This is a genomic window from Clostridium sp. ATCC 25772 (assembly GCF_001573875.1).
GTDB classification, from domain to species: Bacteria; Bacillota; Clostridia; order Clostridiales; family Clostridiaceae; genus Clostridium_J; species Clostridium_J senegalense.
Genome location: NZ_LFRG01000010.1, coordinates 283399 through 309511, shown reverse-complemented (window position 1 = coordinate 309511; position 26113 = coordinate 283399). Strand labels below are relative to the sequence as shown.

General features: G+C 26.6%; 21 protein-coding genes, 1 tRNA gene and 2 pseudogenes. 22 read left to right on the top strand and 2 right to left on the bottom strand.

Annotated features, from left to right (window positions below):
- The first annotated feature begins 291 nt into the window (after positions 1-291).
- From obgE to AZI32_RS06080, 7 genes and pseudogenes are all read left to right on the top strand, one after another.
- Positions 292-1569, top strand: coding sequence for a GTPase ObgE (gene obgE, locus AZI32_RS06105; protein ID WP_061994998.1), 1278 nt, complete (start codon positions 292-294; stop codon positions 1567-1569).
- A gap of 9 nt (positions 1570-1578) precedes the next feature.
- Entirely contained in the window at positions 1579-1872 is a 294-nt protein-coding gene (yhbY, locus tag AZI32_RS06100) for a ribosome assembly RNA-binding protein YhbY (RefSeq protein ID WP_010292656.1), read from the top strand.
- A gap of 127 nt (positions 1873-1999) precedes the next feature.
- Positions 2000-2593, top strand: a pseudogene (gene nadD / locus AZI32_RS06095) (nicotinate-nucleotide adenylyltransferase); the annotation flags it as partial.
- Between the two features lie 18 nt (positions 2594-2611).
- A complete protein-coding gene (yqeK, locus tag AZI32_RS17905; RefSeq protein WP_082761160.1) occupies positions 2612-3178 on the top strand; it encodes a bis(5'-nucleosyl)-tetraphosphatase (symmetrical) YqeK in 567 nt (188 codons plus the stop codon).
- A 13-nt stretch (positions 3179-3191) separates the two neighbouring features.
- Positions 3192-4457 carry an LCP family protein gene (locus AZI32_RS06090; RefSeq protein WP_242865264.1) on the top strand — a complete coding sequence of 422 codons (1266 nt, stop codon included), beginning with the start codon at positions 3192-3194 and terminating at the stop codon, positions 4455-4457.
- Positions 4458-4528: 71 nt separating this feature from the next.
- A complete protein-coding gene (locus AZI32_RS06085; RefSeq protein ID WP_010292649.1) occupies positions 4529-4912 on the top strand; it encodes a RidA family protein in 384 nt (127 codons plus the stop codon).
- A gap of 304 nt (positions 4913-5216) precedes the next feature.
- Positions 5217-6125 carry an RluA family pseudouridine synthase gene (locus AZI32_RS06080; RefSeq protein WP_082761155.1) on the top strand — a complete coding sequence of 303 codons (909 nt, stop codon included), beginning with the start codon at positions 5217-5219 and terminating at the stop codon, positions 6123-6125.
- Positions 6126-6141: 16 nt separating this feature from the next.
- Here the strand turns inward: AZI32_RS06080 and AZI32_RS06075 are convergent, their stop codons facing one another.
- Positions 6142-7419, bottom strand: a complete 1278-nt coding sequence (locus tag AZI32_RS06075) for a D-alanyl-D-alanine carboxypeptidase family protein (protein ID WP_061994997.1) — start codon at positions 7417-7419, stop codon at positions 6142-6144.
- Positions 7420-7762: 343 nt separating this feature from the next.
- Here AZI32_RS06075 and AZI32_RS06070 point away from each other — a divergent pair, with 343 nt between their 5' ends.
- The 9 genes and pseudogenes from AZI32_RS06070 to holA all read left to right on the top strand — a co-directional run bounded on the left by AZI32_RS06070 (position 7763) and on the right by holA (position 18246).
- Complete coding sequence (locus AZI32_RS06070) at positions 7763-8437, top strand: helix-hairpin-helix domain-containing protein (protein WP_061994996.1); 675 nt, start codon at positions 7763-7765, stop codon at positions 8435-8437.
- A 44-nt stretch (positions 8438-8481) separates the two neighbouring features.
- A pseudogene (locus tag AZI32_RS06065) lies at positions 8482-8973 on the top strand (transposase); the annotation flags it as partial.
- A 159-nt stretch (positions 8974-9132) separates the two neighbouring features.
- Complete coding sequence (gene selD / locus AZI32_RS06060) at positions 9133-10161, top strand: selenide, water dikinase SelD (protein WP_082761154.1); 1029 nt, start codon at positions 9133-9135, stop codon at positions 10159-10161.
- 66 nt (positions 10162-10227) lie between these two features.
- Positions 10228-11613, top strand: a complete 1386-nt coding sequence (selA, locus tag AZI32_RS06055) for an L-seryl-tRNA(Sec) selenium transferase (protein ID WP_061994994.1) — start codon at positions 10228-10230, stop codon at positions 11611-11613.
- A 95-nt stretch (positions 11614-11708) separates the two neighbouring features.
- Positions 11709-13616, top strand: a complete 1908-nt coding sequence (gene selB, locus AZI32_RS06050) for a selenocysteine-specific translation elongation factor (protein ID WP_061994993.1) — start codon at positions 11709-11711, stop codon at positions 13614-13616.
- A gap of 111 nt (positions 13617-13727) precedes the next feature.
- Positions 13728-13824, top strand: a tRNA-Sec gene (locus AZI32_RS18325).
- 822 nt (positions 13825-14646) lie between these two features.
- Positions 14647-14844 carry a PspC domain-containing protein gene (locus AZI32_RS06045; protein ID WP_082761153.1) on the top strand — a complete coding sequence of 66 codons (198 nt, stop codon included), beginning with the start codon at positions 14647-14649 and terminating at the stop codon, positions 14842-14844.
- Between the two features lie 147 nt (positions 14845-14991).
- Positions 14992-16773 (top strand): ComEC/Rec2 family competence protein, encoded by a 1782-nt coding sequence (locus tag AZI32_RS06040; protein ID WP_061994992.1) that lies wholly within the window; start codon positions 14992-14994, stop codon positions 16771-16773.
- Positions 16774-17220: 447 nt separating this feature from the next.
- Positions 17221-18246 (top strand): DNA polymerase III subunit delta, encoded by a 1026-nt coding sequence (holA, locus tag AZI32_RS06035; protein ID WP_242865263.1) that lies wholly within the window; start codon positions 17221-17223, stop codon positions 18244-18246.
- Positions 18247-18323: 77 nt separating this feature from the next.
- Here holA and rpsT read toward each other — a convergent pair whose 3' ends face one another.
- A complete protein-coding gene (gene rpsT, locus AZI32_RS06030; RefSeq protein WP_010292636.1) occupies positions 18324-18590 on the bottom strand; it encodes a 30S ribosomal protein S20 in 267 nt (88 codons plus the stop codon).
- A 401-nt stretch (positions 18591-18991) separates the two neighbouring features.
- On the opposite strand from rpsT, the gene gpr reads away from it, so the two are divergent.
- The 6 genes from gpr (at position 18992) to hrcA (ending at position 26108) form a co-directional block, all read left to right on the top strand.
- Positions 18992-19972, top strand: coding sequence for a GPR endopeptidase (gpr, locus tag AZI32_RS06025; protein WP_061994990.1), 981 nt, complete (start codon positions 18992-18994; stop codon positions 19970-19972).
- A gap of 330 nt (positions 19973-20302) precedes the next feature.
- Complete coding sequence (locus AZI32_RS06020) at positions 20303-21382, top strand: stage II sporulation protein P (RefSeq protein ID WP_061994989.1); 1080 nt, start codon at positions 20303-20305, stop codon at positions 21380-21382.
- A 158-nt stretch (positions 21383-21540) separates the two neighbouring features.
- On the top strand, positions 21541-21789 hold the full coding sequence (locus AZI32_RS06015; RefSeq protein WP_061994988.1) for a hypothetical protein: 249 nt from the start codon (positions 21541-21543) through the stop codon (positions 21787-21789).
- A 215-nt stretch (positions 21790-22004) separates the two neighbouring features.
- Positions 22005-23813, top strand: a complete 1809-nt coding sequence (gene lepA / locus AZI32_RS06010) for a translation elongation factor 4 (RefSeq protein WP_061994987.1) — start codon at positions 22005-22007, stop codon at positions 23811-23813.
- Positions 23814-23844: 31 nt separating this feature from the next.
- On the top strand, positions 23845-24975 hold the full coding sequence (gene hemW / locus AZI32_RS06005; RefSeq protein WP_061994986.1) for a radical SAM family heme chaperone HemW: 1131 nt from the start codon (positions 23845-23847) through the stop codon (positions 24973-24975).
- 98 nt (positions 24976-25073) lie between these two features.
- Positions 25074-26108 (top strand): heat-inducible transcriptional repressor HrcA, encoded by a 1035-nt coding sequence (hrcA, locus tag AZI32_RS06000; protein ID WP_199868936.1) that lies wholly within the window; start codon positions 25074-25076, stop codon positions 26106-26108.
- Positions 26109-26113: the final 5 nt, after the last annotated feature.

Sequence of the window (26113 nt, the reverse complement as noted above, 5' to 3'; positions counted from 1 at the left end):
TATCAGTATTAACTTTTATAATTCTAAATTTTAAGCTCTAAACTTATAAAAAGTTATTGTGTATAAGAATATAAATGCGTATTATTAATTATATATGGGCAAAACTTTATAATATGAAGGTAAGAGAAAGAATTAATATGAAATGATTCCTAATTCCTAATTCTTAAGTCATATAAAAGCAAATAACAGAAGAAAGCTGTAATGTGTATTATTTAAAAAGACACGTTAAACTTCATTTGTGATTTAATTAAGTATGACTAAATATAATTTTAGAAAGTAAGGTGAAGATATATGTTTATAGATACAGCCAAGATATTTGTTAAATCAGGAACTGGTGGTAATGGATGTATTTCATTTAGAAGAGAAAAATATGTTCCACTTGGAGGACCAGACGGTGGAGACGGTGGAAACGGCGGAAGTATAGTATTAAAAGCTGACCGTAATATGACAACGCTATTAGATTTTTCATATAATAGAAAATTTATAGCAAATGATGGAGGAAAAGGTGAAGGCTCCAAATGTTATGGAAGAGATGGTGAAGACCTTGTAATAAATGTTCCAATGGGAACAGTTATAAGAGACGCTCAGACAAATAAAATAATGTGTGATTTATCACATGCTGACGATACATATGTAGTTTGTAAAGGTGGAAAAGGTGGAAAAGGAAACTGTAAATTCTGTACACCAACAAGACAGGCTCCAAATTTTGCAGAGCCAGGTATGCCAGGAGAAGAAAGATTTGTTAAATTAGAATTAAAATTACTTGCCGATGTTGGACTTTTAGGATTCCCTAATGTAGGTAAATCAACATTGCTTTCTGTTGTATCAAAGGCAAGACCTAAAATAGCAAACTATCATTTTACAACATTAAAGCCCAATTTAGGTGTTGTAAGTTTAAAAGGAATACAAAACTTTGTTATTGCTGATATACCAGGAATAATAGAAGGAGCATCTGAAGGTATAGGGTTAGGGCTTGATTTCTTAAGACATATAGAAAGAACAAGACTTCTTATACATGTAGTAGACATTTCAGGATTAGAAGGTAGAGATCCTATTGATGATTTTAAAAGAATAAATGAAGAATTAAAAAAATATAGTATTAAATTATGGGATAGACCACAAATAATTGCTGCAAATAAATCTGATATGTTATTTGATGAAGAAGTTTTTGAAAACTTTAAAAAAGAATTGAATAAAATGGGATATGACAAAGTGTTTAAAATCTCTGCAGCTACTAATAAAGGTGTAGATGAACTGATGAAAGAAGCAGCTGAAATGTTAACACACATACCAGTAGAAGATCTTCAAATAAGTGATGATGAAAAATATATACCAGAAGAAAAAAGATTTACGTACACTATAAAAGAAGAAGAAGAAGGTATATTTGTAGTAGAAGGATCTTTTGTTGATAGACTACTTAACAGTGTAAATGTTAATGAGCCAGATTCATTAAGATATTTCCATAAAGTATTAAGAAATAAGGGAGTATTTGATGATTTGAAAGAAATGGGAGTACAAGACGGAGATATTATAAGGCTTAATGATTTTGAATTTGAGTTTTTACTATAGGAGGAAAATATGATAACAACTAAACAAAGAGGATACTTAAGAAAATTAGCAAATGATATGAACCCTATATTTCAAGTGGGTAAAGGTGGAATAGAAGAAAATTTCTTAGCACAAGTAGATACTGCTTTAGAAGCACGAGAGTTAATAAAAATAAAAACTCTTAACAATAGTGGAATTACTTCAAGAGAAGCATCTGATTATATATGCGAAAAATTAAACTGTGAAGGAATTCAAGCTATAGGTAGTAAGCTTGTATTATATAGAAAGTCAAAGAAAAAACCTAAAATAGAATTACCAAAGTAATATAAAGCAAATAAAAGTATCTTTTAGTTAAATTTAAATAACTAAAAGGGTAAATGAAATTTTAAATTTGGTAAATATTATTTTATGTGATATTATATATAATAGATTTAAAAGAGAAGGTTTTACTATGAAAAAAGCTATATTTGGAGGAACTTTTGACCCAATACATAATGGTCATATGAATATTGCGTATGAAGCGTTATATAAGTTAAAGTTGGATAAAATAATTTTTGTACCAAGTGGAAATCCACCACATAAAGATAAAAGGAATGTGACTGATGGAAGAATAAGGTATGACATTGTTAATGCTGCTATAAATGGTGAAAAGTATTTTGAAATAGATGATTATGAAATAGTAAGAGATGAAGCTAGTTACACATATAAAACCTTAGAGCATTTTAAAAAAATAGAATCTAATACAGATTGGTATTTTATTGTTGGTGCAGACAGTTTACTTGAAATAGAAAAATGGAAAAATGTAAAGGGACTATTAAAACTATGTAATCTCATAGTTTTTAATAGACCTGGTTATGATATTCAAGATGTTAAACAACAAAAAAAATATATAGAAAAAAAATATAAAGCGAAAATAATGTTTTTAAACGTTCCATTAGTAGATATTTCATCAACTAATATAAAAAAGAAAATTTTAAAAGGTGAAAATATTAAGTACCTTATTCCAAATGAAGCTTTTCATAAAATACTTGAACTAAAGTTATATTCAAGAGGATGTGGAGAAATGGTTAATGAGACTGAAATATATCAGTACATTAGAGGAGCTTTAAGGCCTAAAAGGTATACTCATACATTAGGTGTTTTAGAAACTGCTGAGAGTTTATGTGAAATTTATGGTTGTGATAAATATAAAACACGAATAGCTGCACTTTTACATGATTGTGCTAAAAATATGAGTGACGATGAATTAATTAAAATAACTAAAGAAAATAACTTAATAGAAGTAGATGAAATTATAAAACATTCGCCTATGTTATTGCATGGATTTGTAGGAGCATATATAGCAGGTGAAAAATTTAATATAAATGATGTAGATATTATCAATTCAATTAAATATCATACAACTGGAAGACCTAATATGAGTATTTTAGAGAAAATAATATATGTATCAGATGGTATAGAACCTTCAAGAAAATTTGAAGGAGTAGACGATATTAGAGAAGTAGCAATAAAAGATTTAGATAAAGCTTTACTTATGATGTATAATCAAACTATAAAGTATATAATATCTAAAAATCAATTACTTTATCCGAAAACGATAGAGGCTAGAAATTACCTACTAATAAAATAATTGAGGTATTAATATGGGAGAAAATAATAAAAAAACAAAGAAAAAAAGAAATAAAAAGTCATCATCACTAAAAAAAATATTGATAATATTTTCTTTTTTAATATTTATGGTAGTTGGCGGCGGATATATGTATTTATCTACGTTTAGTAATAACTCTATAGATATTACTGGTAATGACAAAGACAGAAATCAAACTAAAGATGTAGAATCAGCAAATTTTTTAGTTATGGGTGTAGATTTAGGTTCAGGTGATGAAAATGACAAAAATGATCCTAAAAGAACAGATACTATAATGTTGGTTCATTATAATAAAGTTGATAAAAAGTATGATGTAATTTCAATTCCAAGAGATACTTTAGTAGAGTTGGAAGAAGGAACTCGTAAAATAAATGCAGCACATGCTATTGGTGGAGTTCAATATTTAGTTGATACAGTGGAAGATTTGTTAAATGTAAATATAGATTACTATGTAAAATTGGATACAATAGCGTTTAGAGAAATAATAGATGCTGTCGGTGGTGTTGATATAGTTATAGATCAAAACATGTACTATGATGACCCAGTTCAAGACTTGCATATAAATTTTACTGCTAGTACAGAGCCTCAGCATTTAGATGGAAAGAAAGCAGAAGAGTTCTTTAGATGGAGAAAAAACAATGATGGTACAGGACTTGTAGAAGGTGATATAGGAAGAATAAAACAGCAACAAAAATTTTATAATGCCTTGTTATCTAAAGTTCAAAGTCCATCAATAATAACTAAAGCTCCAAAAATATTAGGTGTTTTTCCTAAATATTTAGAGACTAATTTAAATGCTATGGAAATTATGGATTATGGATTAAATGTGATTTCAACACCTAAAAATAATATAGCATTCCATACTTTAATGGGAGAAGATGCATGGATTGATGAAACATCGTATTATATATATAAAGAAGAAATGAATAGTGATATTATATCCATATTAAACAATGAAGACCCAACTACTATTAGTAAATCAAAACTTAGAGTTAGTATTTTAAATGGGACTAATCAAGGTGGGTTAGCAGAAACTTTTGCAAATGGAATACTTGCAAAAGGATATGAAAATTGTATATATGGAAATTATGATCAATCTTTAAAACCAGTTAGCGTATCTGAAATTAGATTATATGGTCTTAAAGAGGAAGATAAAGCTAGTATAGAAAAAGATTTTGGAATAAGTAATATTAAAATAATGAAAGAAGTAAATCCTGATTGTGAGATAGAAGTAATTTTAGGAGAAGATAAGACACAGTAATTTAATTAGATAATAGATTCATTAGAAATTGAATTTATAAATATACACACAATTTTAAGGAGGAATTTAAAATGGAAAAGAAAATAATACACACAGAAAAAGCGCCTGCAGCTTTAGGACCATACTCTCAAGCTGTTAAAGCAGGAAATATGGTTTACACTTCAGGACAATTAGCAATAAACTCTGCAACTGGAGAATTAGTAAATGACGATATAAGAAAAGCTACAGAACAATCTTTAAACAACGTTAAAGCTATATTAGAAGAAGCTGGAACTTCAATGGATAAAGTAGTTAAAACATTAGTTTTATTAAAAGATATAAATGATTTTGCTGCTATGAATGAAGTATATGGAACATTCTTTACATCAAATCCACCAGCAAGATCTTGTTTCCAAGTTGGAGCATTACCAAAAGATGCTTTAGTTGAAATAGAAGTAGTAGCAATAGCTGAATAATAAATTAGAACTCCAGATTATATTCTGGAGTTTTTTTGTGTAGAAAAAAGTTTTTTGATATAATATAAAATATTAAGAGGAATTTAAATATGTTTGTAAATATTATAGGGTTTAAAGTTGGTATTTAAAATTATGTAAGGAGCTTATTGTAAAAAAATGATAACATAATTTTAAACCGTTATTTCGAAAAACTCTAATATTTTTTTGAATTTTTAGGACTAAAGGGTTGAATGAATGTCATATCTCTAGGCAATCGGAAATTATATACAATATTTTATATAAAATAATAATAGGTGGTGAAATCTTGGATAGTAATTTAATATATAAAGTTGAATCAAAAGGTGAAGGTATGAAGGTTAGAGACTACATGAAAGATGTTTTAGAGCTTTCAGGTAGATTCATAAAGAAAGTTGGATTAAGTGATAGAATAAAAATAAATGGTAATGTTGTGAGATTAAACTATAAGTTGACAGAAGGAGATATATTAATAATTCAAGTAGAGAAAAAAAATGAGAGTCAAAACATAATACCAGAAAAAATGGATATTGATGTTGTATATGAGGATATGGATTTAATAATAGTAAATAAACCAGTGAATATGGTGGTTCATCCAACTAAAAGTTATCCTAAAGGAACTCTTTCAAATGGAGTTTTAAATTATTTTAGAGAGAATGATGAAAAATGTATAGTAAGATTAGTTAGTAGATTAGATATGAATACTTCAGGTCTAATAATGATTGCTAAAAATCAATTTGCCCATATGAGTTTAGCTAAAAGTATGGAAAATAATCTTATAACTAAAAAATATCTTGCTATATGCCATAATAATATATTAGAAGATAGTGGCACTATAGATGCTAATATAGGTATAGCAAAAGAAGATAGTATAAAAAGATCTGTAATTGATAGTGGACAACGAAGTGTAACACATTTTAAGGTATTAGAAAGATTTAAAAAGGGTAGTTTAGTAGAATTAAATTTAGAGACTGGAAGAACACATCAGATAAGAGTACATCTTAGTTATTTAAATTGTCCTATATATGGTGATTCCTTATATGGTGAAGAAGAAGGACAATATATAAAAAGGCAGGCATTACATGCATATAAATTGATACTTCCTCATCCGCGAACTGGTGAAGTTATTGAAGTTCAAAAGGAAATGCCAGAAGACATGAAAAGACTTATACATATCTTAAAGGAAGATACCAAATAAAAGACATTAGAAACATCTAATGTCTTTTATTTTTTAAGAAAAACATATTTTTTTCACTTCTTTTTTTTATCGTTAAAAGAATAAAAATAATTATAATCCCTAAAAATAACACACAAATACCTGTTAAAATTAAAGTAAAGTTATTTGTGGTATCAGTTATTGTATTGTTTATATATTCGTAAGTATTGACAGTTTTTATTGGATAATAGTCTTTGCTGCTTATAAGGGGAATATCTTTTTCTATATTATTATATTTAAAATGAGCAACTCCTACCTTTTGACCAGCTAAAATAGCACTATTATCTAAGGCTGTTATATCGTAAGTAATTTTAGGTTCATCTGTTACTGTTTTATCTTTAGTATAGTAAAAACTTTCACCGGCAACTAAAGGTATTTCTATACCAGTTGTAGTACATTTATAATCAGTGACTTTACTATTTTTTTCATATAATTTCACAGTTTCAAAGTTATTAAAAGCCCATTCAAAAAGTTCCTTACTATCTTTGAAATATGTTTTATTTTGATCTCTTAAAAGAGAAACTATAAAAGTTTCATTTCCTTTTTTAGCTGAAGCCACAAAAGAATGTAAAGCTTCATCTGTAAATCCTGTTTTGGCAGCTAAACAAGGCTGATAATAATATTCAGAAGTAGGTTGTATAAGTCGATTGTCATTCCAAAGAGGTCTTTGTTCTTTGAATTTGTTTGTTGGTTCTAAAAGTGTATTTTTAGTTTGAGATATTTCTAAATATGTAGAGTTTTTTAATAACTCCTTTTCCATTAAAGCTAAATCATAAGCTGTAGTTTTATGCTCTTTTTCGTATAATCCATGAGGATTCTTAAAATTAGTATTTTTACAACCTAACTTTTTGGCACGTTCATTCATCATTTTAGCAAAATTATCGACATTGCCACCAATATGCTCAGCTAAAGCAGTAGCAGAATCATTTGCAGATACCATTATTAAAGAGTATAAAAGTTCTCTAACTGTAAGAATTTCATCAGTATCAAGATATATTTTAGAGCCTTCTATAGTAGGTGGTAAGGTACTAATCTTTACTTGTTCGTTTAAATCACAATTTTCTAGTGTTAGCAAAGCAGTCATAAGTTTAGTAGGGGATGCTGGAGCATATTGAATATTTTCATTTTTGCCATAAATAATTTCACCAGTTGAAGCATTTATGACAACAGCCCCTTCTGCACTAGCACTTGGAGCTGTTGTTGCTGCCACGGCCAGATTGGTATTAAGCGTCATAAGCGTAAATGTACAAATTAAAAGTTTCTTTAATGTATTCATAATCATCTCCTAGTAATTTAAATTTAATATTAATGATTTTAACCAATTAACTTATTTTATAATCAAGTTTAGTCTTACTATGCTTTTATAGGATTACAAATGTTTTAAAATCATTTTAATAAAACTGTAAATGAAATATTTTTATTAAAATATATAATAAAAATTAACTTTTCCCTTATAAAGTTAAAGATATTTTATTTACTGCATTATATGTATTTAAATTATATCAGAAAAATACAGAAAAAGAAAATTAATAAATTATATTTGGCAATAATATGGATATAATTAAAGATTTAGCCTTGAAATGTAAATTATTTCAATTATATAAGGAGTTGATAATTTTATGAAAGAAAAAGAGAAAATAATAGGTTCAATTTGTATGGTAATGATGTCAATAATTTTTGTTTTAGGCGGTTATTTTATTTCAAAGAGTAATAGATCAATTGAATGCGATGAAATTTTTTCGGAAGAAACAACTCATAATAAAGATAAAACAACTGAAAAAGATGTTTTTAATGAGATAGAAAATGAAGATACAACTGAAAATGCAACTGAAAAAAAATATATTGTTGTTGATATAAAAGGTCCGGTAAAAAATCCTAGAGAATATGTGCTGTTAGAAGGCAGTAGGATAAGAGATATAATAAATGAGGCAGGAGGATTAACTAAAGAGGCCAATGAAAATTTAATACATTTTTCTAAAAAACTAAATGATGAAGATTGTATAGTCATTCCTAAAATAGGAGAAGAGTTAGAAGAAAATGATGAAGTTAAGGATTTAGTTGAGACAGAAAAAGGTGTAAAAAATACAGGAAAAGAAAATAATAAAATAAATATAAATAAAGCATCTATAGAACAACTAAAAACATTATCAGGAATAGGAGATAGTAAAGCAAAGGCAATATTAGATTATCGAGAAAGTAATGGTGGATTTAAAAGTATAGATGAACTTTCTAATATAGATGGTATAGGAGGTAAGACTTTAGAGAAATTAAGAGATAAGGTGGACATTAGATAGTTAATATTATAAAATTATTAGGGTGAACAGATATTGAATTTTAAAGAAAACTTTCAAGGAAATATGAAAGTTTTAAAATAAGAAATAAAAATAATAAGGAGGGAGCTACTAGACAAAATATCCAAAAGCAAGTAGTTAAGGTACAGAAAATCCATCAAAGATTATATAATATTAGAAATGATTATAATAATAAAATAGTTTCAGAACTAGTGAAAATCAAACCAGTTTTTATAACTATAGAAGATTTAGCTATTTCTAATATGATTAAGAATAAGCATTTATCTAAAGCTATACAAAAGCAAAAATTGTATGACTTAAGAAATAAACTTATTTCAAAATCACATCAAAATAATATTGAAATAAGACAAGTGAGTAAATGGTATCCATCATCTAAACTTTGTAATAAATGTGGAAGCATAAAAAAGGACTTAAAGCTTTCAGATAGAGTATATAATTGCAAGTGTGGTTATAGTTTTGATAGAGATGCAAATGCTTCATATAATCTCAGAGATGCAAAAGAATATAAGATTATCTAACGTTAAATAGATACTTATATATGTACCGTTGGCTAGATGGGAATTTAGGCCTGTGGAGTGCTATATAAACCAAAGTAGCTTCGGCAAAATGGAGTACATTGAAACAGGAAAAATCTCAATATGGGTATTTTTGTCCATATTTTGAGTAGCAGGCTTAACATGGATAAGAGACTGACAGAGCTTTCAAAAACGTCAGGTTGAGCAGCAAAAATAGGGCCGGAGACCCTTTCAAAAATATTAGGTAAATTACCTAAAATGGAAAATGAAAACTTGATAGTTGGAATAGAGACTTCAGATGATGCAGCTGTTTATAAAATAAATGATGATATAGCAACAATACAAACTTTAGATTTCTTTACGCCGGTAGTAGATGACCCATACATTTTTGGTCAAATAGCGGCAGCAAATTCATTAAGTGATGTATACGCTATGGGAGGAAAACCAACTGTAGCTATGAATATAGTATGTTTCCCTAATTGTCTTAATATAGATGTTTTAGGAGAAATATTAAAAGGTGGAGCAGATAAAGTTATAGAAGCAGGGGCAGTTATTATAGGTGGACACAGTGTTGCTGATGATGAGCCTAAATATGGGCTTTCCGTAATGGGATTAGTTCATCCAGAGAAAATATTAAAAAATTATGGATCTAAGGTTGGAGATATTTTAATTTTAACCAAGCCATTAGGAACTGGAATACTTACAACTGCTATAAAGGCAGAAATGGCATCTAAGGATGCTTATAATGAAGGTGTAAAAGTTATGAGCACTTTAAATAAATATGCAGGGGAAATTATAACCAAATATAATATAACGGCATGTACAGATGTTACAGGTTTTAGCTTAATGGGACATAGTTATGAGATGGCAAGTGCATCAGAGGTAACATTTAAAATATTTAAAGATAAATTACCTATAATAAATTCTGTAGAAGAATATGCAAAGATGGGTTTAGTTCCAGCAGGAACTTATAATAACAGAAATTATTTAAATGGGAAATATGAATTAAATAATGTTGATGATTTTATTTGCGATATATTATTTGATCCACAGACTTCAGGTGGTTTATTGATATCAATACCTAAAGAAGAAGGCATTATACTTTTTGAGGAATTAAAAAGATTAGAGTTGAAAACTGCCATAATAGGAGAAGTTGTAAAATTTAATGATAAGAATATAATTGTAGAATAATTATATATTTAAATCAATTGATTTTTTAAAAATTAAAATAATTTATTAGGGTTTAGGAGAAGGCTTATGAACAAGGAATTATTAAGAAAACTTCCAAAAATTGATGAGTTATTAAAGGAGCCATTAATTCAAAAAGAAATAGATATTACATATAGAGTATTAGTAGTAGATTCTTTAAGAGAAGCTATAGATAAGTTTAGAAGAAATATATTAGAAAATAAAATTAATGATTTTGAAAGTGAAGATGTTTTAAACTATGCACTAGGAATTTTAACTAGAAAAAAACAGCATAATTTAAGAAAAGTTATAAATGCTACTGGAACAGTTATACATACAAACTTAGGGCGTTCTTTATTAAGTAGCGATGCAGTTAAAAATGCTATGGAAGTGGCAAGTAGATACAATAATTTAGAATATGATATAAAAGAAGGAAAAAGAGGTTCTAGATATAGTCATATAGAAGAATTAATAACAAAAATAACCGGTGCAGAGGCTGCTATAGTAGTTAATAATAATGCAGCAGCCATAATGCTAGTTTTAGATACTTTATCTAAAAATAAGGAGGTTATAGTATCAAGAGGTCAACTTGTTGAAATTGGTGGATCTTTTAGAATTCCAGAAGTTATGAAATTTAGTGGAGCTAAATTAATAGAGGTAGGTACAACTAATAGAACTCATTTATATGATTATGAAGATAATATAAATGAAAATACAGGTATATTATTAAAGGTTCATACATCTAATTTTAAAATTTATGGATTTACTGAAGAAGTAGAACTTGATGAATTGGTAGAATTAGGACAAACAAAAGAAATACCTGTAGTAGAAGATATTGGTAGTGGAGTTTTGGTTGATTTCACTAAGTATGGATTTACTCATGAACCTACTGTCCAAGATAGTATAAAAAAAGGGGTAGATATAGTTACTTTTAGTGGAGATAAAATGCTAGGAGGACCTCAAGCTGGAATAATAGTTGGAAAGAAAAAATATATACAAGCAATGAAAAAAAATCAATTAACTCGTGCACTTAGAATAGATAAGATGACTTTAGCAGGATTAGAAGGAACATTAAGACATTATTTAGATGAAAGGAATGCTATAAAAAACATTCCAACTTTAAATATGATATTAGCATCTAAAGATGAAATGAAGAAAAAAGCTATAAGATTTAGAAAAAAACTTAGAAATGTAGTTAAAGATTTTAAATTTGATATAGAAGAAGATTATTCTATGGTTGGTGGAGGATCTATGCCAACAGAAAAAATACCTACATATGTTATAAAGGTTAGAAATGAGGGTATATCAGCAGCAGAAATAGAAAAAAATCTAAGACTAAATGAGATTCCTATTATAGGTAGAGTTTTTGATAATGAGTTTATAATAGATGTAAGAACTGTTTTTGAAGAGGATATAAAAGAAATTATAAAGGCTTTAAAAGACATGGAAAACTAAGTTTACAAAAATAATAGTTTAAGGTTTATTGGTCTATTTTATTAAATAAGGTAGACCAATGTCTTTTTAAAATTTAATTTGAAAGGATGTTAGTTATGAAACACGTTATTATAGGAACTGCAGGTCATATAGATCATGGAAAAACTACATTAATTAAAGCGTTAACAGGAAGAGAAACTGACACTTTAAAAGAAGAAAAGGATAGAGGGATTTCTATTAATTTAGGTTTTACATATTTTGATTTACCATCTGGAAAAAGAGCAGGAATAATTGATGTTCCAGGTCATGAAAAATTTATAAAAAATATGCTAGCAGGAATAAGTAGCATAGATGTTGTTCTATTAGTTATAGCAGCAGATGAAGGAATTATGCCACAGACTAGGGAACATTTAGAAATCCTACAACTTTTAAATGTAAAAAAAGGAATAATTGTACTTACTAAAGCTGATTTAGTTGATGATGAATGGATAGATATGATAAAAGGAGATATAAAAAAAGAATTTGAGGGTACATTCCTTGAAAATGCTCCAATCCATGAAGTATCATCTAAAACAAAATTAGGATTTGAAGCTCTTACTGAAGATATAGAAAAGCTTACTAGTGAAGTAAATCCAAAAGATACAGAAGGACATTTTAGATTACCGGTAGATAGAGTATTTACCATAAAAGGATTTGGTACTGTTGTTACAGGAACAGTAATAAGTGGACGTGTTAAAGTTGGGGATAGTATAGAAATATATCCATCTAAAATAATAACTAAGGTACGAGGTATAAGAATTCATGATGAACCGTGTGAAATAGGTGAAGCGGGACAAAGATGTGCAATAAACCTTACTAATATAAAATTAGAAGAAGTGTCAAGAGGAAATGTTATAGCAAAGGAAAATATAATGGAACCTTCTTACAATATAGATTGTAATTTATATTATTTAAAAAGTGCAGAAAAACCATTGGTAAATAGACAAAGAGTTAGACTTTACCATGGTACAGAAGAAGTACTTTGTAGAGTAATTATATTAGACAAAGATGAGATTAAACCAGGTGAAAGTGGATACGTTCAATTGAGATTAGAAAAGCAAATAACTGCACAACGTAATGACAGGTACGTACTTAGAAGCTATTCGCCTATGTTTACAATAGCAGGTGGATCAATAATAGAGCCAGTAGCTAAAAAAGCTAAAAGATTTGATGAAAAGTATATAGAAGAGTTAAAAATTAAAGAGAGTGGAAAATCAGAAAGCATATTAGAAAATGTCATAAATCAATTAAGCAACACATATCCTAATAAAGCTAATATATTAAAATCACTTGGGAAAAATTTAGAAAATATTGATGAAAAAATAGAAGAACTAGTTGAAAATAAAATTATAATAGAACTTAAAGCATCAGAAAATAATATATATGTTCATAAAGAGTTTTTAAAAAATAAGATAAATATCATAGAAGAAAACTTAGTAGAGTTTCATAAGATTAATCCTTTAAAATTCGGAATGTCAAAAGAGGAAATAAAAAGTAAGGTTTTTGGTAAAGCTTTAAAACAAAAAAATTATGATGAAATCTTAAATCTTTTACAAGATAGAAATATAATAAAAGTAAATTCTAAATTTATATCTTTGTTTAATTTTAAAGTTGAATATAATAAAGAACAACAAAGAATTAAGGAAACATTGATAAAGTCATATAAAGAAACAAAATATAATTGTCCCAAGTATAGTGATTTAGCTTTAAATGAAAAAGATAAAAGTAACTTTAAAATGGTCTTTGAATCTTTACTTGATCAAGAGTTATTGGTAAAACTCAATGAAGAGTGTATAATAGAAAAGGGAAATTATGATAAAGCAAAAATTATGCTAAAAGAATATATCAAAAAAAATGGATCTATAAGTGCATCATCAACAAGAGATTTATTTGAAACTAATAGAAAGTATGCAGTTGCTATGTTAGAACATTTTGACGGCATAAAATTCACTAAAAGGATAGAAAACGACAGAATTCTATATTAAAATTATAAAAAGACAGATAAATTATTAGAAACATAAAAAAAGTGTTGAATTATGTGAAAAATTTGATATAATAATAGATGTGTCAATAATTATTTGAAAAACAAATATTCTGGGAGTAGATAGGTGCTGGTGTGCCTGCCGGTCTTCAAAACCGTGTTGCCGTGCTAAGACCACGACGGGTGGGTTCGATTCCCACATATTCCCGCCAAATAAGTATATACAGACTTATATAATCTTAAGGTTATATAAGTCTTTTTATATTTATTTGAATTTTAGAAGTATTAATTTCTTAGGAGATACCAGATTTAGAATGAATTCTTTTAAAACCTGAAAATATGTATAAAAATGAATTGTAATATAATAAAATAGCTATGGCATATAATGTATAAATAATTTGAAAAAATCTACAATGTAATATATTAGTATATATTTAAAATGTAACTTATTTATTAAAATCTTAATATAAAAAAGGAACTGAATCATTAGCTTTGAAATATATACTAAGGTAACATATTATTTTTTATAAATTAAAATTTAATTTAATGTACTTAAATTTAAAATCAAATGAAAAGTATTTTTAGTATCATTAAAAAAGTATAAAGTAATTAACCAACTATTCACTAAAATTCTGCTAAAAATATTAAAAAGTATGATTTCTAAAATAAGTATTAGGAGTTGAAATTTATGAAAAGATTATTTAAAGATAAGGCTGTAGAAATTAAAACAATTTTGAACAGAGTATTCACAGATACAGAATTTATTTGTTATACTTTTAGATTTAAAATTTAGTAAGAATATATAAATAGTAATATTAAAGTTAATGTATAAAATTTTATATAAAAAAACAATCTAAAACCTTATGTTTATTATATAAGGTTTATTTTTATAACAAACAATGTAAAGAATATTTAGGGTACAATAGAAGAATAAAATAGTATAATAAAATAGTATAATAAAAGTAAGTATAAATTATATAACACTACATAAATAAGTATAAATTTAGAATTATGTATAACTGGAGGTGAAGATAATGGAGTTTTTCAAAAAACCTATATATAAATCTAGAAAAAATAAAAAAATAGACGGGGTATGTGCAGGTATAGCAAATTCATTAGAGGTAGATGCTAGTTGGATTCGAATTCTATTTACACTAACTATTTTATTAGGGGGATCTGGTATCATTGTATATTTAATATTAGATATAGCTCTAGAGAAAGAGCCAGAGTAAAACAATAAGCTTAAAAAATATGAATTTATGATAATTTATGTTTTTTAAGCTTATTATAAGGTTTGAAGCTATCAGTTAAAATTATTTATCTATTAAATGATAAAATTTAAGCCTTCTTCCCTATGTGTTAAGTTGAATGGATAAAATATGAATTATGTGGCAATAATTTCTATAAAAATGATAATAGGTGATTATATGGAAAGGCCATTAATATTTTATGCTATATGTATACTTATAGGTAATTTTTCTGCATTGTTTTTGTTGCAAAATGTTTATTTTATATTTTGTATATTATTAATTTTTTTAATAATATCCTATATTGAATTAGAAAAGCATTATTTTTTCTTTGTACTAGCTTTTATTTTTATAGGATTTGTTTCATATAGTATATACTTTACTACAGAACTAGGACAATCTGTTCAAGGTAGAATTATTGAAAATAATAATGGTAAAGTTATAGCTAAGATAGAAAGTAGAAAAGTACTTTTAGAAGGCAATAATTTGGATGATTTAAAACTAGGACAACTATTTAATGCAAAAGGATTGTATATAAAAGATTTAGATTATAAAAATGGAATTATAGGAGTTTATAAAACAAATAAAATAGAAAAAGGCAAAGATAGTATAACAAAAATTTATAATATAAAAAATAACTGTTATAATAAAATTGCAAAGTATGATGAGGATCTAGCATCAATTGTTATGGCTATATCTTTAGGAGATAAATCATATCTAGACTATGAAAAGAAAAATGATATGAATACTTTAGGAATTGTGCATATACTTACAGTTTCAGGATTCCATATTGCGTTGATATATAAATGTATGGAAAAATTGTTAGGATATAAGATATCTATATTAATTACACTTATCTACATAACAATTATAGGCTATACAGCCTCTACAGTCAGGGCATTTATAATGATTTGCGTTTTTGTATTATCAAAAAAAGTTTATAGAAATTATGATGGTATAAGTAGTTTAGCATTAGCGTTTATAATAGTTATAACAATGAATCCATATTATATTTTGGATCCTGCCTTTAATTTATCATTTTTATCAGTATTAGGTATCTTTGTAATGAATAAAAAATTTGATGAAACATTATACTTTTTGCCTAAGCTATTAAGGGACTCTATAGTTATTACATTATCCGCTTCGACTTTTACAACATTATATATTGCTTTTAATTTTGGTACAGTAAATTTAAATGGTATAGTAGGAAATTGTTTGTTAATTCCATTTTATACAATTCTAATAATAGCAAGTAATATGTTTTTATTTATTATTTATATTCCTAAAATAAACACTTTATTTCTATGTTTTTTAAAAGGATTATTATTATGTATAAATACCTTTGAAGGGTTTTTAATAAAAGATTTTAATCAGGTATATAATGTAGGGTATGTTGCCTCTTTAACTATTTTATCTATGTATTGTTCTTATATATTTTATAAAAGTGGCTATAAAAAGAGCAAATATATACCCGTTATAATGCTTATGATTACAATTATAAGTCAATATTCCTTTTATCCCAATATACATTATATAAAGACAAAAAAAGGAACTACTATAAATATTAATTACAAAATGAAAAATGTTATTTTAAGCAATAAGTCAGTAAAACTTTCAAAAATAAAAGAACCATTAGATATACATAGAATTTATGATGAAATAGATTGTGAGAAAAATTTAAATTTAGATAATAAATATAACATAAAAGCTATAAATAGTGATGGTTATTTAGATTTAATAATAGCTTGTAAAAATAAAAAGATATTTATAACTGAGAAAGAGAATTATAGTAAAGCCAACATAGACAAATATAATATTGTGGAATTGGTTGAAGATGATAAATATAAACCAAAGGGAACTATATATGGAAAGTATAAGCTTATAAATGAGGATATAGTAAAAATATATTATTAAAGTAAAGAGTTATTGTAAAATAAAAAAAAAAAATATAATATATAGATATATAGGAAAACAAGCTGACATTTAAATTTATTCATCAAATTTTTGTTATCAGTTGAGAGAAATAAGTGCAAATATATTTACTTAAGAATTATGAATTATGAATTTAGGATGAAAGTGGCAACCACTTTCTGAAAATGATTTTAAAAAATCTATCAATATAATTTGCTTTACAAATTTATAAAAAGATACGTTGAAAATTACTAGGAACGAAGTGAGTAGTAATAACCAAAACTTTTCACTATTCACTATTAACTTTTAACTAAAATAATCTGTTAGTTATTAAAAAAATATTAATTTGAGTTTTCTCATTTGATAAATGAATAAGTTTAAGATTTAACTTGGAACCCTATATCAATTTTTAGTTTATACATTCTTTCTATGAAAGGTAAGGGAAAATCGGTGATTAATTTAGTTCAATTTGAAGCAAATATAAAAAAAGGTGACTTGAAAAATTTATATGTATTTTGTGGTTCCGATGAGAATTTGATAAAAGAATCTATAGAAAAGATATCAAAGGGATTAGTGGGAGAAGATTTTAAAGAATTTAATTTTATAAGATTAGATGGAAGAAAAGTGGATAATGACATTATAATAAATGCTTGTGAAACTATGCCTTTTATGGGTCAGCGAAAAGTTGTTGAAGTTTTTAGAGCAAATTTTTTAGATGATACTAAATCTTTAGATGATGAAAAAACAATAGATTTTAATAAACTTTTAAAATACACACAAAATTTACCACCATATACAACATTAATAATGTACTATATATTTAAAAGTGATAGAGATAAACCTAGTAGTAAAGTCAAAAAACTTGAAAAAAATGGTGTATTAGTAAAGGTAGATAAAGTAAAGGGTAATAATTTATATTTTAAAGTAAAAGAAGTTTTTGAGAGAAAAGGTAATAAGATAGATAAACCTGAATTGAGTTTTTTTTGTAGTTTAGTAGAAGGTAATATGGATATTATAAATAATGAGGTGGAAAAACTTTGTTGCTATTGTGAAGGAAGAAACATAACTAAAGAAGATATACTATTATTAATGTCTCAAAAGAGCGAAAATGATATCTTTAATTTAGTAGATTATATATCTCAAAAAAATATAAAAAAATCTATAGATGTATTAAATGAATTGATTTATAAAGGGCAAGAGGTAACGTCTATATTATATATGATACAAAGACAATTTAGGTTACTATTATCTGTAAGAGTAAGTAGTGAAAAAGGAGAATCTATTGAAAAAATATCTAGAAAATTTAGATTGCATCCATATGTAGCTGAAAAAATGATAGGTCAAAGCAAGAAGTTTACTTTGGAAAAGCTTAAGAGAAATCTAGAATTAGCATTAGAAGTTGAAGGTAATATAAAGAGTTTAACAACTAATAGTAGAATACAGTTAGAAATCTTTATTATAAATTCTATGATATAAAAAATAACTAATCTTTAAGGATTAGTTATTTTTTATGTAAAGTAAAATAAAAAAACCGGTAAAAACCGGTTCATTTATTAAGCTGATAAATTGTTTAATTTAGTAGCTAATCTAGATTTCTTTCTAGCTGCTTTATTTTTATGTAGTATTCCTTTTGATGCAGCCATATCTAAAGCTTTAGCAACTACAGTATAGTTAGCTTGAGCTTCTTCTACATTTTTGTTAGCAACTGCAACTTCAAACTTTTTAATTCTAGTTTTAAGTGCAGATTTTATCATTGTATTTTTAAGAGTTTTAGCTTTAGTAACTTTTATTCTCTTTTTTGCTGACTTAATGTTTGCCATTTCACTTCACCCCCTTGTATTTTTATCACGTCTCAGCAGCTTTGGGGAAGTCTGCGTATGAGTTCTTTTTATTCAACAAGTGATATTATATCACTAATTTTTTTACACTTCAAGTAAATTTTATAAGTTAATTAGAAAAAATTACTGATTTTATGTATAAATACCCCTAAATCTTATTATAACAGTATTAATAACAAAAATACATAAAATTTTTTAACTTTATATTAATTGCTAAAAAAATACATGGGAAATTTAATTTATTTAATTGTAATTAAGAAGCAGTAATTAAAGAATATTAATATTTTATTTGGAAAAAATAAAATCAGATATAATTTTAGAATAATATGCTATAAATACTAGTTTTACAATTAAGAGTTAAAAAGTTTAAGGGAGGAATACCAGTGAATAATATTAGAACGGATTTAGCATTAGAAGCTAGGGAGTATTATACTGAGCAAAATAGTGAAGAACGTGAAATAGATGGTGTAGAAGTTGAAGAATATGTTGATAAACAAGTTATGGTTTCTCATGTTAAAGTTATAAATGAGAATGGAGAAAAAATAATTGGAAAACCTAAAGGAAGTTATGTAACTTTAGAGTTTGCCGATTTTGTTTATTATGACGTAGAGGCAAAGGAAGATTTAAGTCAAAGTTTAGCAAAAGAACTTTCAAAATTAGTAAAGATAAATGATAAAACCACTGCGTTAGTAGTTGGCTTGGGAAATTGGAACATTACACCAGATGCGTTAGGTCCTAAAGTTACATCAAAGTTAATGGTGACAAGACATTTAAAAGAATACGTACCAGATAGTATAGATGAGGGAATAATACCAGTTTCTGCTATAGCACCAGGTGTTCTTGGAATCACAGGTGTAGAAACTAGTGAAATAGTAAAAGGTGTTGTAGATAGAGTAAAACCTAATGTAGTAATATGTATAGATGCATTAGCATCAAGAAAAACTCAAAGAGTTAATAGAACAATACAAGTTGGAAATACAGGTATATCACCAGGTGCAGGAATAGGAAATAATAGAATGGCGTTAAATGAAAAAGAATTAGGTGTTCCTGTAATAGCTATAGGTGTTCCTACAGTTGTAGATGCGGCAACATTAGCGAATGATACTATAGAACTAGTAATAGAAGATTTAATGAAAGAAGCTAAAAGTGGTAGTGAATTTTATAATAGTTTAAATTCATTAGATAGAGAAGAAAAGGAAGTACTAATAGGTCAAGTTTTAGGTGAAAAAATGGCTACTATGGTTGTTACACCTAAAGATATAGATATGGTAGTAGATTGTCTATCAAAAATTATAGCTAATGGCATAAATATAGCATTGCAGCCAGCCCTGACATTGGAGGACATTGATAGATATTTAAATTAAAAACATCAAAAGAATCTGCTTTAAGATAAAACTTAAGTTTTATCTTAAAGCAGATATTTTTATGCTGTTATATTTTAAAGAACCTAAACATATATTATAGTGATTGAAACAAAGAAGGATTTTAATTTAGGACAAGTTATGTAATTTACAAAGGTCATTTAACTAAAAAATATTTTTATATAAATATAGAGTGCTTATTTTAGATATTTATGGACTTGTGCTAATCTTTTAGGCATCCCAATCTTCAAATGAATAATTTGAAAAATCAATTTGGAATCTTATAAAGTATAGCTTTATATGTAAATTTTATACAAATAACAGGAGGGTAAAATGAGATACAATAGGGAGAAATATAAAAGATATAATCCAAGATATAACCCAAGATACAGTTCTAGATATGTTAGTAATAGAACATATGAAAATGTAAAAAATGTTAAATTAAATTTTAAATATATGAAATTTATAATTATAATCTTAGTGGCTACGTTACTAGTAATTTTGCCAAAAAGTTTTATTATATATGAGGGGCATAATAGTGATGGGATAAAGACAACTTTATACTTTAAAGCTATAAATAATTGTATGGCTACTGTAGGGGTTTCATCTAATAATATGTTAAGAGAAGAAGACAAGGGTATATCATCGTTTAGTATTCTAGAACTTATCAAAGGAGAATTAGGTTTTTTTGACAAAGAGCAGGTAAAACAAGTAAAAGCAGAAGAGTATAAAATAAGTGCTTTTAATTTAGGGGAAAATGATATAAATAAAAATGAAGTAGGTGCTGTGCCAAAAGAAGATGCTACCAAAAATGCAAATAAGAAAGTGCTAATATATCATAGCCATTCTTCTGAAGCCTATTCACCAGGAGAAGAAAGTAAGAAAGATGCCAGTCAGAATATAATTGCTGTAGGCGAAGAACTTACAAAAAATTTACAAGCACAAGGATTTACTGTTATACATGATACAACAGCACATGACCTACCAGATTATAATGCTGCTTATTATAAATCACGTGAAACTATGAAAAAATATTTAAGTGAATATGGAAACTTTGATTTAATTATAGATTTGCATAGAGATTCAGGTGTAGATAAAAAATATGTTACAGGAACTGTTAATGGTGAATCAACAGCTAAGGTAATGTTTGTACCAGCGATGGCTAATCCAAATTATGCAAACCAATTAGAAATAATGAATAACATTGTAGGAGCATCTAAGACATTATACCCAGATTTATTTAGGGGAAGAGCTATATATGATGTTTACACAACGGGAATAACTTATTACAGTCAAGATTTAAGTAGTAATGCAGTGTTAATTGAAGTCGGATCTACAACTAATACTCTTGATGAGGCAAAAGCCAGTATGAAATATTTGGCTCACTCTATTAGTGTAGGATTATCACAATAAAGATAATATTATAATATAAAAGGCTTTATCAAAATGAAAGTTAAAATTTATTTTGATAGGGCTTTTTAAATTTTAATTCTAAAATATATTTTTGCGTTTTAATGTTTGAATAAAAAACATATATAATGTGAATTATTATAATATTGGAGGTGCTCTTTTTGGGAAGAAAAGAAAAAAATATAATAATTTTATGTACATTAGCTATTATAATTGGAATTGTCGTGATAAATAAAAATTCAAGTGATGTAGTGAAAAAAAATAGTAATATAGAAATTTGTAATGAGGATAAACCTAAAATAATATTAAAATTAAATGAAAAACAATTAGTTTTTAAAAGTGATTTTTTTTATGATTTAGAAAATGGCTTTAAAATTATATTTAATAACATAAAAGAGAACATAAACTAATTACATAAGTTATAATAGAATGAAAAATTATAAAAGACTTAAAGTTAAGGTTGTTTAATACATATCATTGACAAGTTAAATAAGTTGTATGGTATAATTTAAACTGAGTAATTATAATTTATTTATAAAAAGTATATTAAAATTTAAATGTAGTAAAAAAATTTGATAATATAAAGTAAATTTATATATCCATTACACAAACGGGGGTAAAATTCATGCAAAGTGACAGACAAAAGTATATAAGAAATTTTTCAATAGTTGCCCATATAGATCATGGTAAATCTACATTAGCTGATAGATTGCTAGAGAAAACAGGTACATTAACACAAAGAGAAATGGAATCTCAAGTACTTGATAATATGGAGTTAGAAAAAGAAAGAGGAATAACAATTAAAGCACAAGCAGCAAGACTTGTATATAAAAGAGAAGCAGATGGAAAAGAATACATATTAAATCTAATTGATACTCCAGGACATGTAGACTTTAATTATGAGGTTTCTAGAAGTCTAGCAGCTTGTGAAGGAGCAATTTTAATAGTAGATGCAACACAAGGGATTCAAGCTCAAACTCTTGCAAACTGTTATCTAGCATTAGATAATGATTTAGAAATAGATCCGGTAATAAATAAAATAGATTTAGCAAGTGCAAGACCGGAGGAAGTAAAGCAAGAAATAGAAGATGTTATAGGCATAGAAGCACAGGATGCACCTTTAATATCAGCTAAAACAGGATTAAATATAGAAGATGTATTAGAATCAGTTGTAGAAAAAATACCTGCACCAACTGGTGATGAAGAAGCACCATTAAAAGCATTAATTTTTGATTCTTATTATGATAGTTATAAAGGTGTTGTTACTTATATAAGAGTTTTTGACGGAAGTGTTAAAGTAGGCACAAAAATAAAATTAATGAATACTAATAAAACTTGTGAAGTTACGGAAGTTGGAGTGTTTACTCCAGCACCAATGCCGATTGAAGAATTAAGAGCTGGAGAAGTTGGATATTTAAGTGCTGCTATAAAAAATGTAGGAGATGCAAGAGCAGGAGATACAATAACTGAAGCAAATAGACCTACTAAAGAACCAATGAAAGGTTATAGACCAGCAATACCAATGGTGTTTAGTGGAATATATCCAGCAGATGGTTCAAAATATGAAGCATTAAAAGAAGCTTTAGAAAAATTGCAGCTAAATGACGCTGCACTATCTTTTGAACCAGAAACATCTATTGCATTAGGTTTTGGATTTAGATGTGGTTTCTTAGGATTATTACATATGGAAATAATTCAAGAAAGAATAGAAAGAGAATTTAATTTAGATATAATTACAACAGCACCATCAGTTATCTATAAAGTTACAAAAACAAATGGTGAACTTTTAGAAATTACGAATCCTACAAATTTACCAGAAATATCAGAAATAAGTTATATGGAAGAGCCTATGGTAAAAGCATCCATAATAGCGCCTTCAGATTATGTAGGAGCTATTATGGAATTATGTCAAGAAAAAAGAGGAGTATTTATAGATATGCAATATCTTGATCAGACAAGGGTTATGCTAAATTATGATATGCCTCTAAATGAGATAGTATATGATTTTTTTGATGCACTAAAATCAAGAACTAAAGGATATGCTTCTTTTGACTATGAATTAAAAGGATATAAAGAAACTAAACTAGTTAAACTTGATATAATGTTAAACGGAGATGTTGTAGATGCTTTATCAATGATAGTTCCAGAAGAAAGGGCTTATCATAGAGGAAGAAATATGGCAGAAAAATTGAAAGAAATTATTCCAAGACAATTATTTGAAATTCCAATCCAAGCAGCTGTAGGTTCAAAGATTATAGCCAGAGAAACTGTAAAAGCTATGAGAAAAGATGTTCTTGCAAAATGTTATGGTGGAGATATATCAAGAAAGAAAAAACTATTAGAAAAACAAAAACAAGGAAAGAAAAGAATGAGACAAGTTGGAAGTGTAGAAGTTCCACAAGAAGCATTCATGGCAGTGCTTAAAATAGATTAATTTTACTAAAAGCTATAAGGAGGAATGCAAAATGAAAGATGTATCATTGTATATTCACATACCATTTTGTAAAAATAAGTGTTTTTATTGTGATTTTCCTTCTTTTAGTGGATGTGACGGGAAAATGCTAGAGTACGCTAAAGCGTTAGGAACAGAAATAGATAAAATAGACAAAGATTACATTATAAAAACGGTATTTATAGGTGGGGGAACTCCCACCTATTTATCTTTAGATGGATTAAAATATATAAAAAAAAGTATAGAAAAATTAAATTTAGCTCCTGATGTTGAGTTTACAGTAGAAGGAAATCCAGGTACATTCACAAAAGAAAAATTAGAATTATTTAAAAGCATGGGTGTTAATAGATTAAGCATAGGTCTTCAAGCTTATCAAGATAATCTTTTAAAAAGTATAGGAAGAATACATTCTGTAGAAGATTTTGAAAAAAGTTATAAATTAGCACGAGAATGTGGATATAAAAATATAAATATAGATTTAATTTTTGGACTTCCAAATCAAGATATTGATAATTGGAAAGAGACACTAAAAAAAGTTGTAAAACTTAACCCAGAACATTTGTCTTGTTATAGTTTAATAATAGAAGAAGATACTAAATTTTATAGTTTATTTGAAAATGATAAATTAAAACTTCCATGTGAAGAAGATGAAAGGGAAATGTATTTAAAAACTTTAGAAATACTAAAAGAAAATGGTTATAATCATTATGAAATTTCAAACTTCTGCAAACCTAATAAAGAATGTAGACATAATTTGGTGTATTGGGAATTAAAACCTTATATTGGCTGTGGAAGTTCTTCCCACTCTTATGTAGATGGACGAAGATATTATAATGAAAGTGATATAGAAGAATATATTAAAAAAATTAATGAAAATGGAAGTGCAATAATAGAAAGTAAAAAAAATAGGATAGAAGATGATATTGAAGAATATATGTTTTTAGGATTGAGAAAAATAGCGGGTGTTAATAAAAAGCAGTTTCAGCTTAAATTTTCTAAGGATATATATGAAATTTATGGGGAAATTATTAATAGATTTAAAGGCTTAAAAATGATAAATGACGATGGTGAAAAAATATACCTCACAGAAAAAGGAATAGAAGTGTCGAACAGCATAATGTGTGAATTTATATTAGAAAAGTAAAAAAGGTATTGACAAATTAATATTAAAATGATATGTTAAGAATGTAGTAATTAGCACTCCTTGTTAACGAGTGCTAATAAAGAGGTGATAATATGAAAATGGATGATAGAAAAATTTATATACTACAAGCTATTATCCATGATTACATTACTTGTGGTGAGCCTGTAGGATCTAGAACTATTGCTAAAAAATATGATTTAGGAATCAGTTCTGCAACTATTAGAAATGAGATGGCGGATTTGGAAGATATGGGATATTTAGAACAACTTCACACATCTTCTGGAAGAAAGCCTTCTGATAAAGGTTATAGACTTTATGTAGATAATTTAATGAAAATATCTAATTTAACATCACAAGAAAAAGCTATAATTAAAAAATCTATAATTGATATGGCTTGTGGTGAAATAGATAGAATCATAATGAATGCTACTGAAATTTTATCAGATCTTACAAAACTTACATCTATAGTAAAGGCTCCGTCTCTTAGGAAAAGTACATTAAGACATGTTCAACTTTCTTTAGTTGATAATAATAATGTCTTAGCAACTATGATAACTAATAGTGGTGTAATTAGAAACAATATTATTAAAATTACAAAACCGATAGATAGCAGTACTCTTTTAAAATTAAATAATGTTTTAAATGAAAAACTAAGAGATATAAATATTGAAGATATTTCTTTGGAATTTCTTTTAAATATTAAAAGAGAATTAAAAGGAAATGAAGAAATTTTAGATGCTATCATTCCTATACTGTATGGGACTTTAATAAATGAAGAAAATAGTAAAATATATATAAAAGGCTCAACAAATATATTTAATTATCAAGAATATAATGATATAGAAAAGGCGAAAGATTTTTTAAATTTTTTAAATAATAATGAATTTGTAAAAAGTTTATTAGATCAAAATAAGGAAAATGGATTAGCCATAAGTATAGGAAAAGAAAATTTTAATGAATATACCAAGCAATGTAGTATTATAACAGCTACTTACAATTACAATGGAATACCACTGGGAACTATAGGAGTTATAGGGCCAACAAGAATTCCGTATGGCAAAGTAGTAGGAATTTTAAATACATTAGTAGATGAGCTTAACTTTAATATAGAAGAGATATATAAGAAGTTTTAAAAAGC

Bases quoted from the DNA above. Each gene is read 5' to 3' on its own strand.
- obgE (WP_061994998.1), top strand. From the start codon at position 292: ATGTTTATAGATACAGCCAAGATATTTGTTAAATCAGGAACTGGTGGT.
- yhbY (WP_010292656.1), top strand. From the start codon at position 1,579: ATGATAACAACTAAACAAAGAGGATACTTAAGAAAATTAGCAAATGAT.
- yqeK (WP_082761160.1), top strand. From the start codon at position 2,612: ATGGTTAATGAGACTGAAATATATCAGTACATTAGAGGAGCTTTAAGG.
- AZI32_RS06090 (WP_242865264.1), top strand. From the start codon at position 3,192: ATGGGAGAAAATAATAAAAAAACAAAGAAAAAAAGAAATAAAAAGTCA.
- AZI32_RS06085 (WP_010292649.1), top strand. From the start codon at position 4,529: ATGGAAAAGAAAATAATACACACAGAAAAAGCGCCTGCAGCTTTAGGA.
- AZI32_RS06075 (WP_061994997.1), bottom strand. From the start codon at position 7,419: ATGAATACATTAAAGAAACTTTTAATTTGTACATTTACGCTTATGACG.
- AZI32_RS06070 (WP_061994996.1), top strand. From the start codon at position 7,763: ATGAAAGAAAAAGAGAAAATAATAGGTTCAATTTGTATGGTAATGATG.
- selA (WP_061994994.1), top strand. From the start codon at position 10,228: ATGAACAAGGAATTATTAAGAAAACTTCCAAAAATTGATGAGTTATTA.
- selB (WP_061994993.1), top strand. From the start codon at position 11,709: ATGAAACACGTTATTATAGGAACTGCAGGTCATATAGATCATGGAAAA.
- AZI32_RS06045 (WP_082761153.1), top strand. From the start codon at position 14,647: ATGGAGTTTTTCAAAAAACCTATATATAAATCTAGAAAAAATAAAAAA.
- AZI32_RS06040 (WP_061994992.1), top strand. From the start codon at position 14,992: ATGAATTATGTGGCAATAATTTCTATAAAAATGATAATAGGTGATTAT.
- rpsT (WP_010292636.1), bottom strand. From the start codon at position 18,590: ATGGCAAACATTAAGTCAGCAAAAAAGAGAATAAAAGTTACTAAAGCT.
- AZI32_RS06020 (WP_061994989.1), top strand. From the start codon at position 20,303: ATGAGATACAATAGGGAGAAATATAAAAGATATAATCCAAGATATAAC.
- lepA (WP_061994987.1), top strand. From the start codon at position 22,005: ATGCAAAGTGACAGACAAAAGTATATAAGAAATTTTTCAATAGTTGCC.
- hemW (WP_061994986.1), top strand. From the start codon at position 23,845: ATGAAAGATGTATCATTGTATATTCACATACCATTTTGTAAAAATAAG.
- hrcA (WP_199868936.1), top strand. From the start codon at position 25,074: ATGGATGATAGAAAAATTTATATACTACAAGCTATTATCCATGATTAC.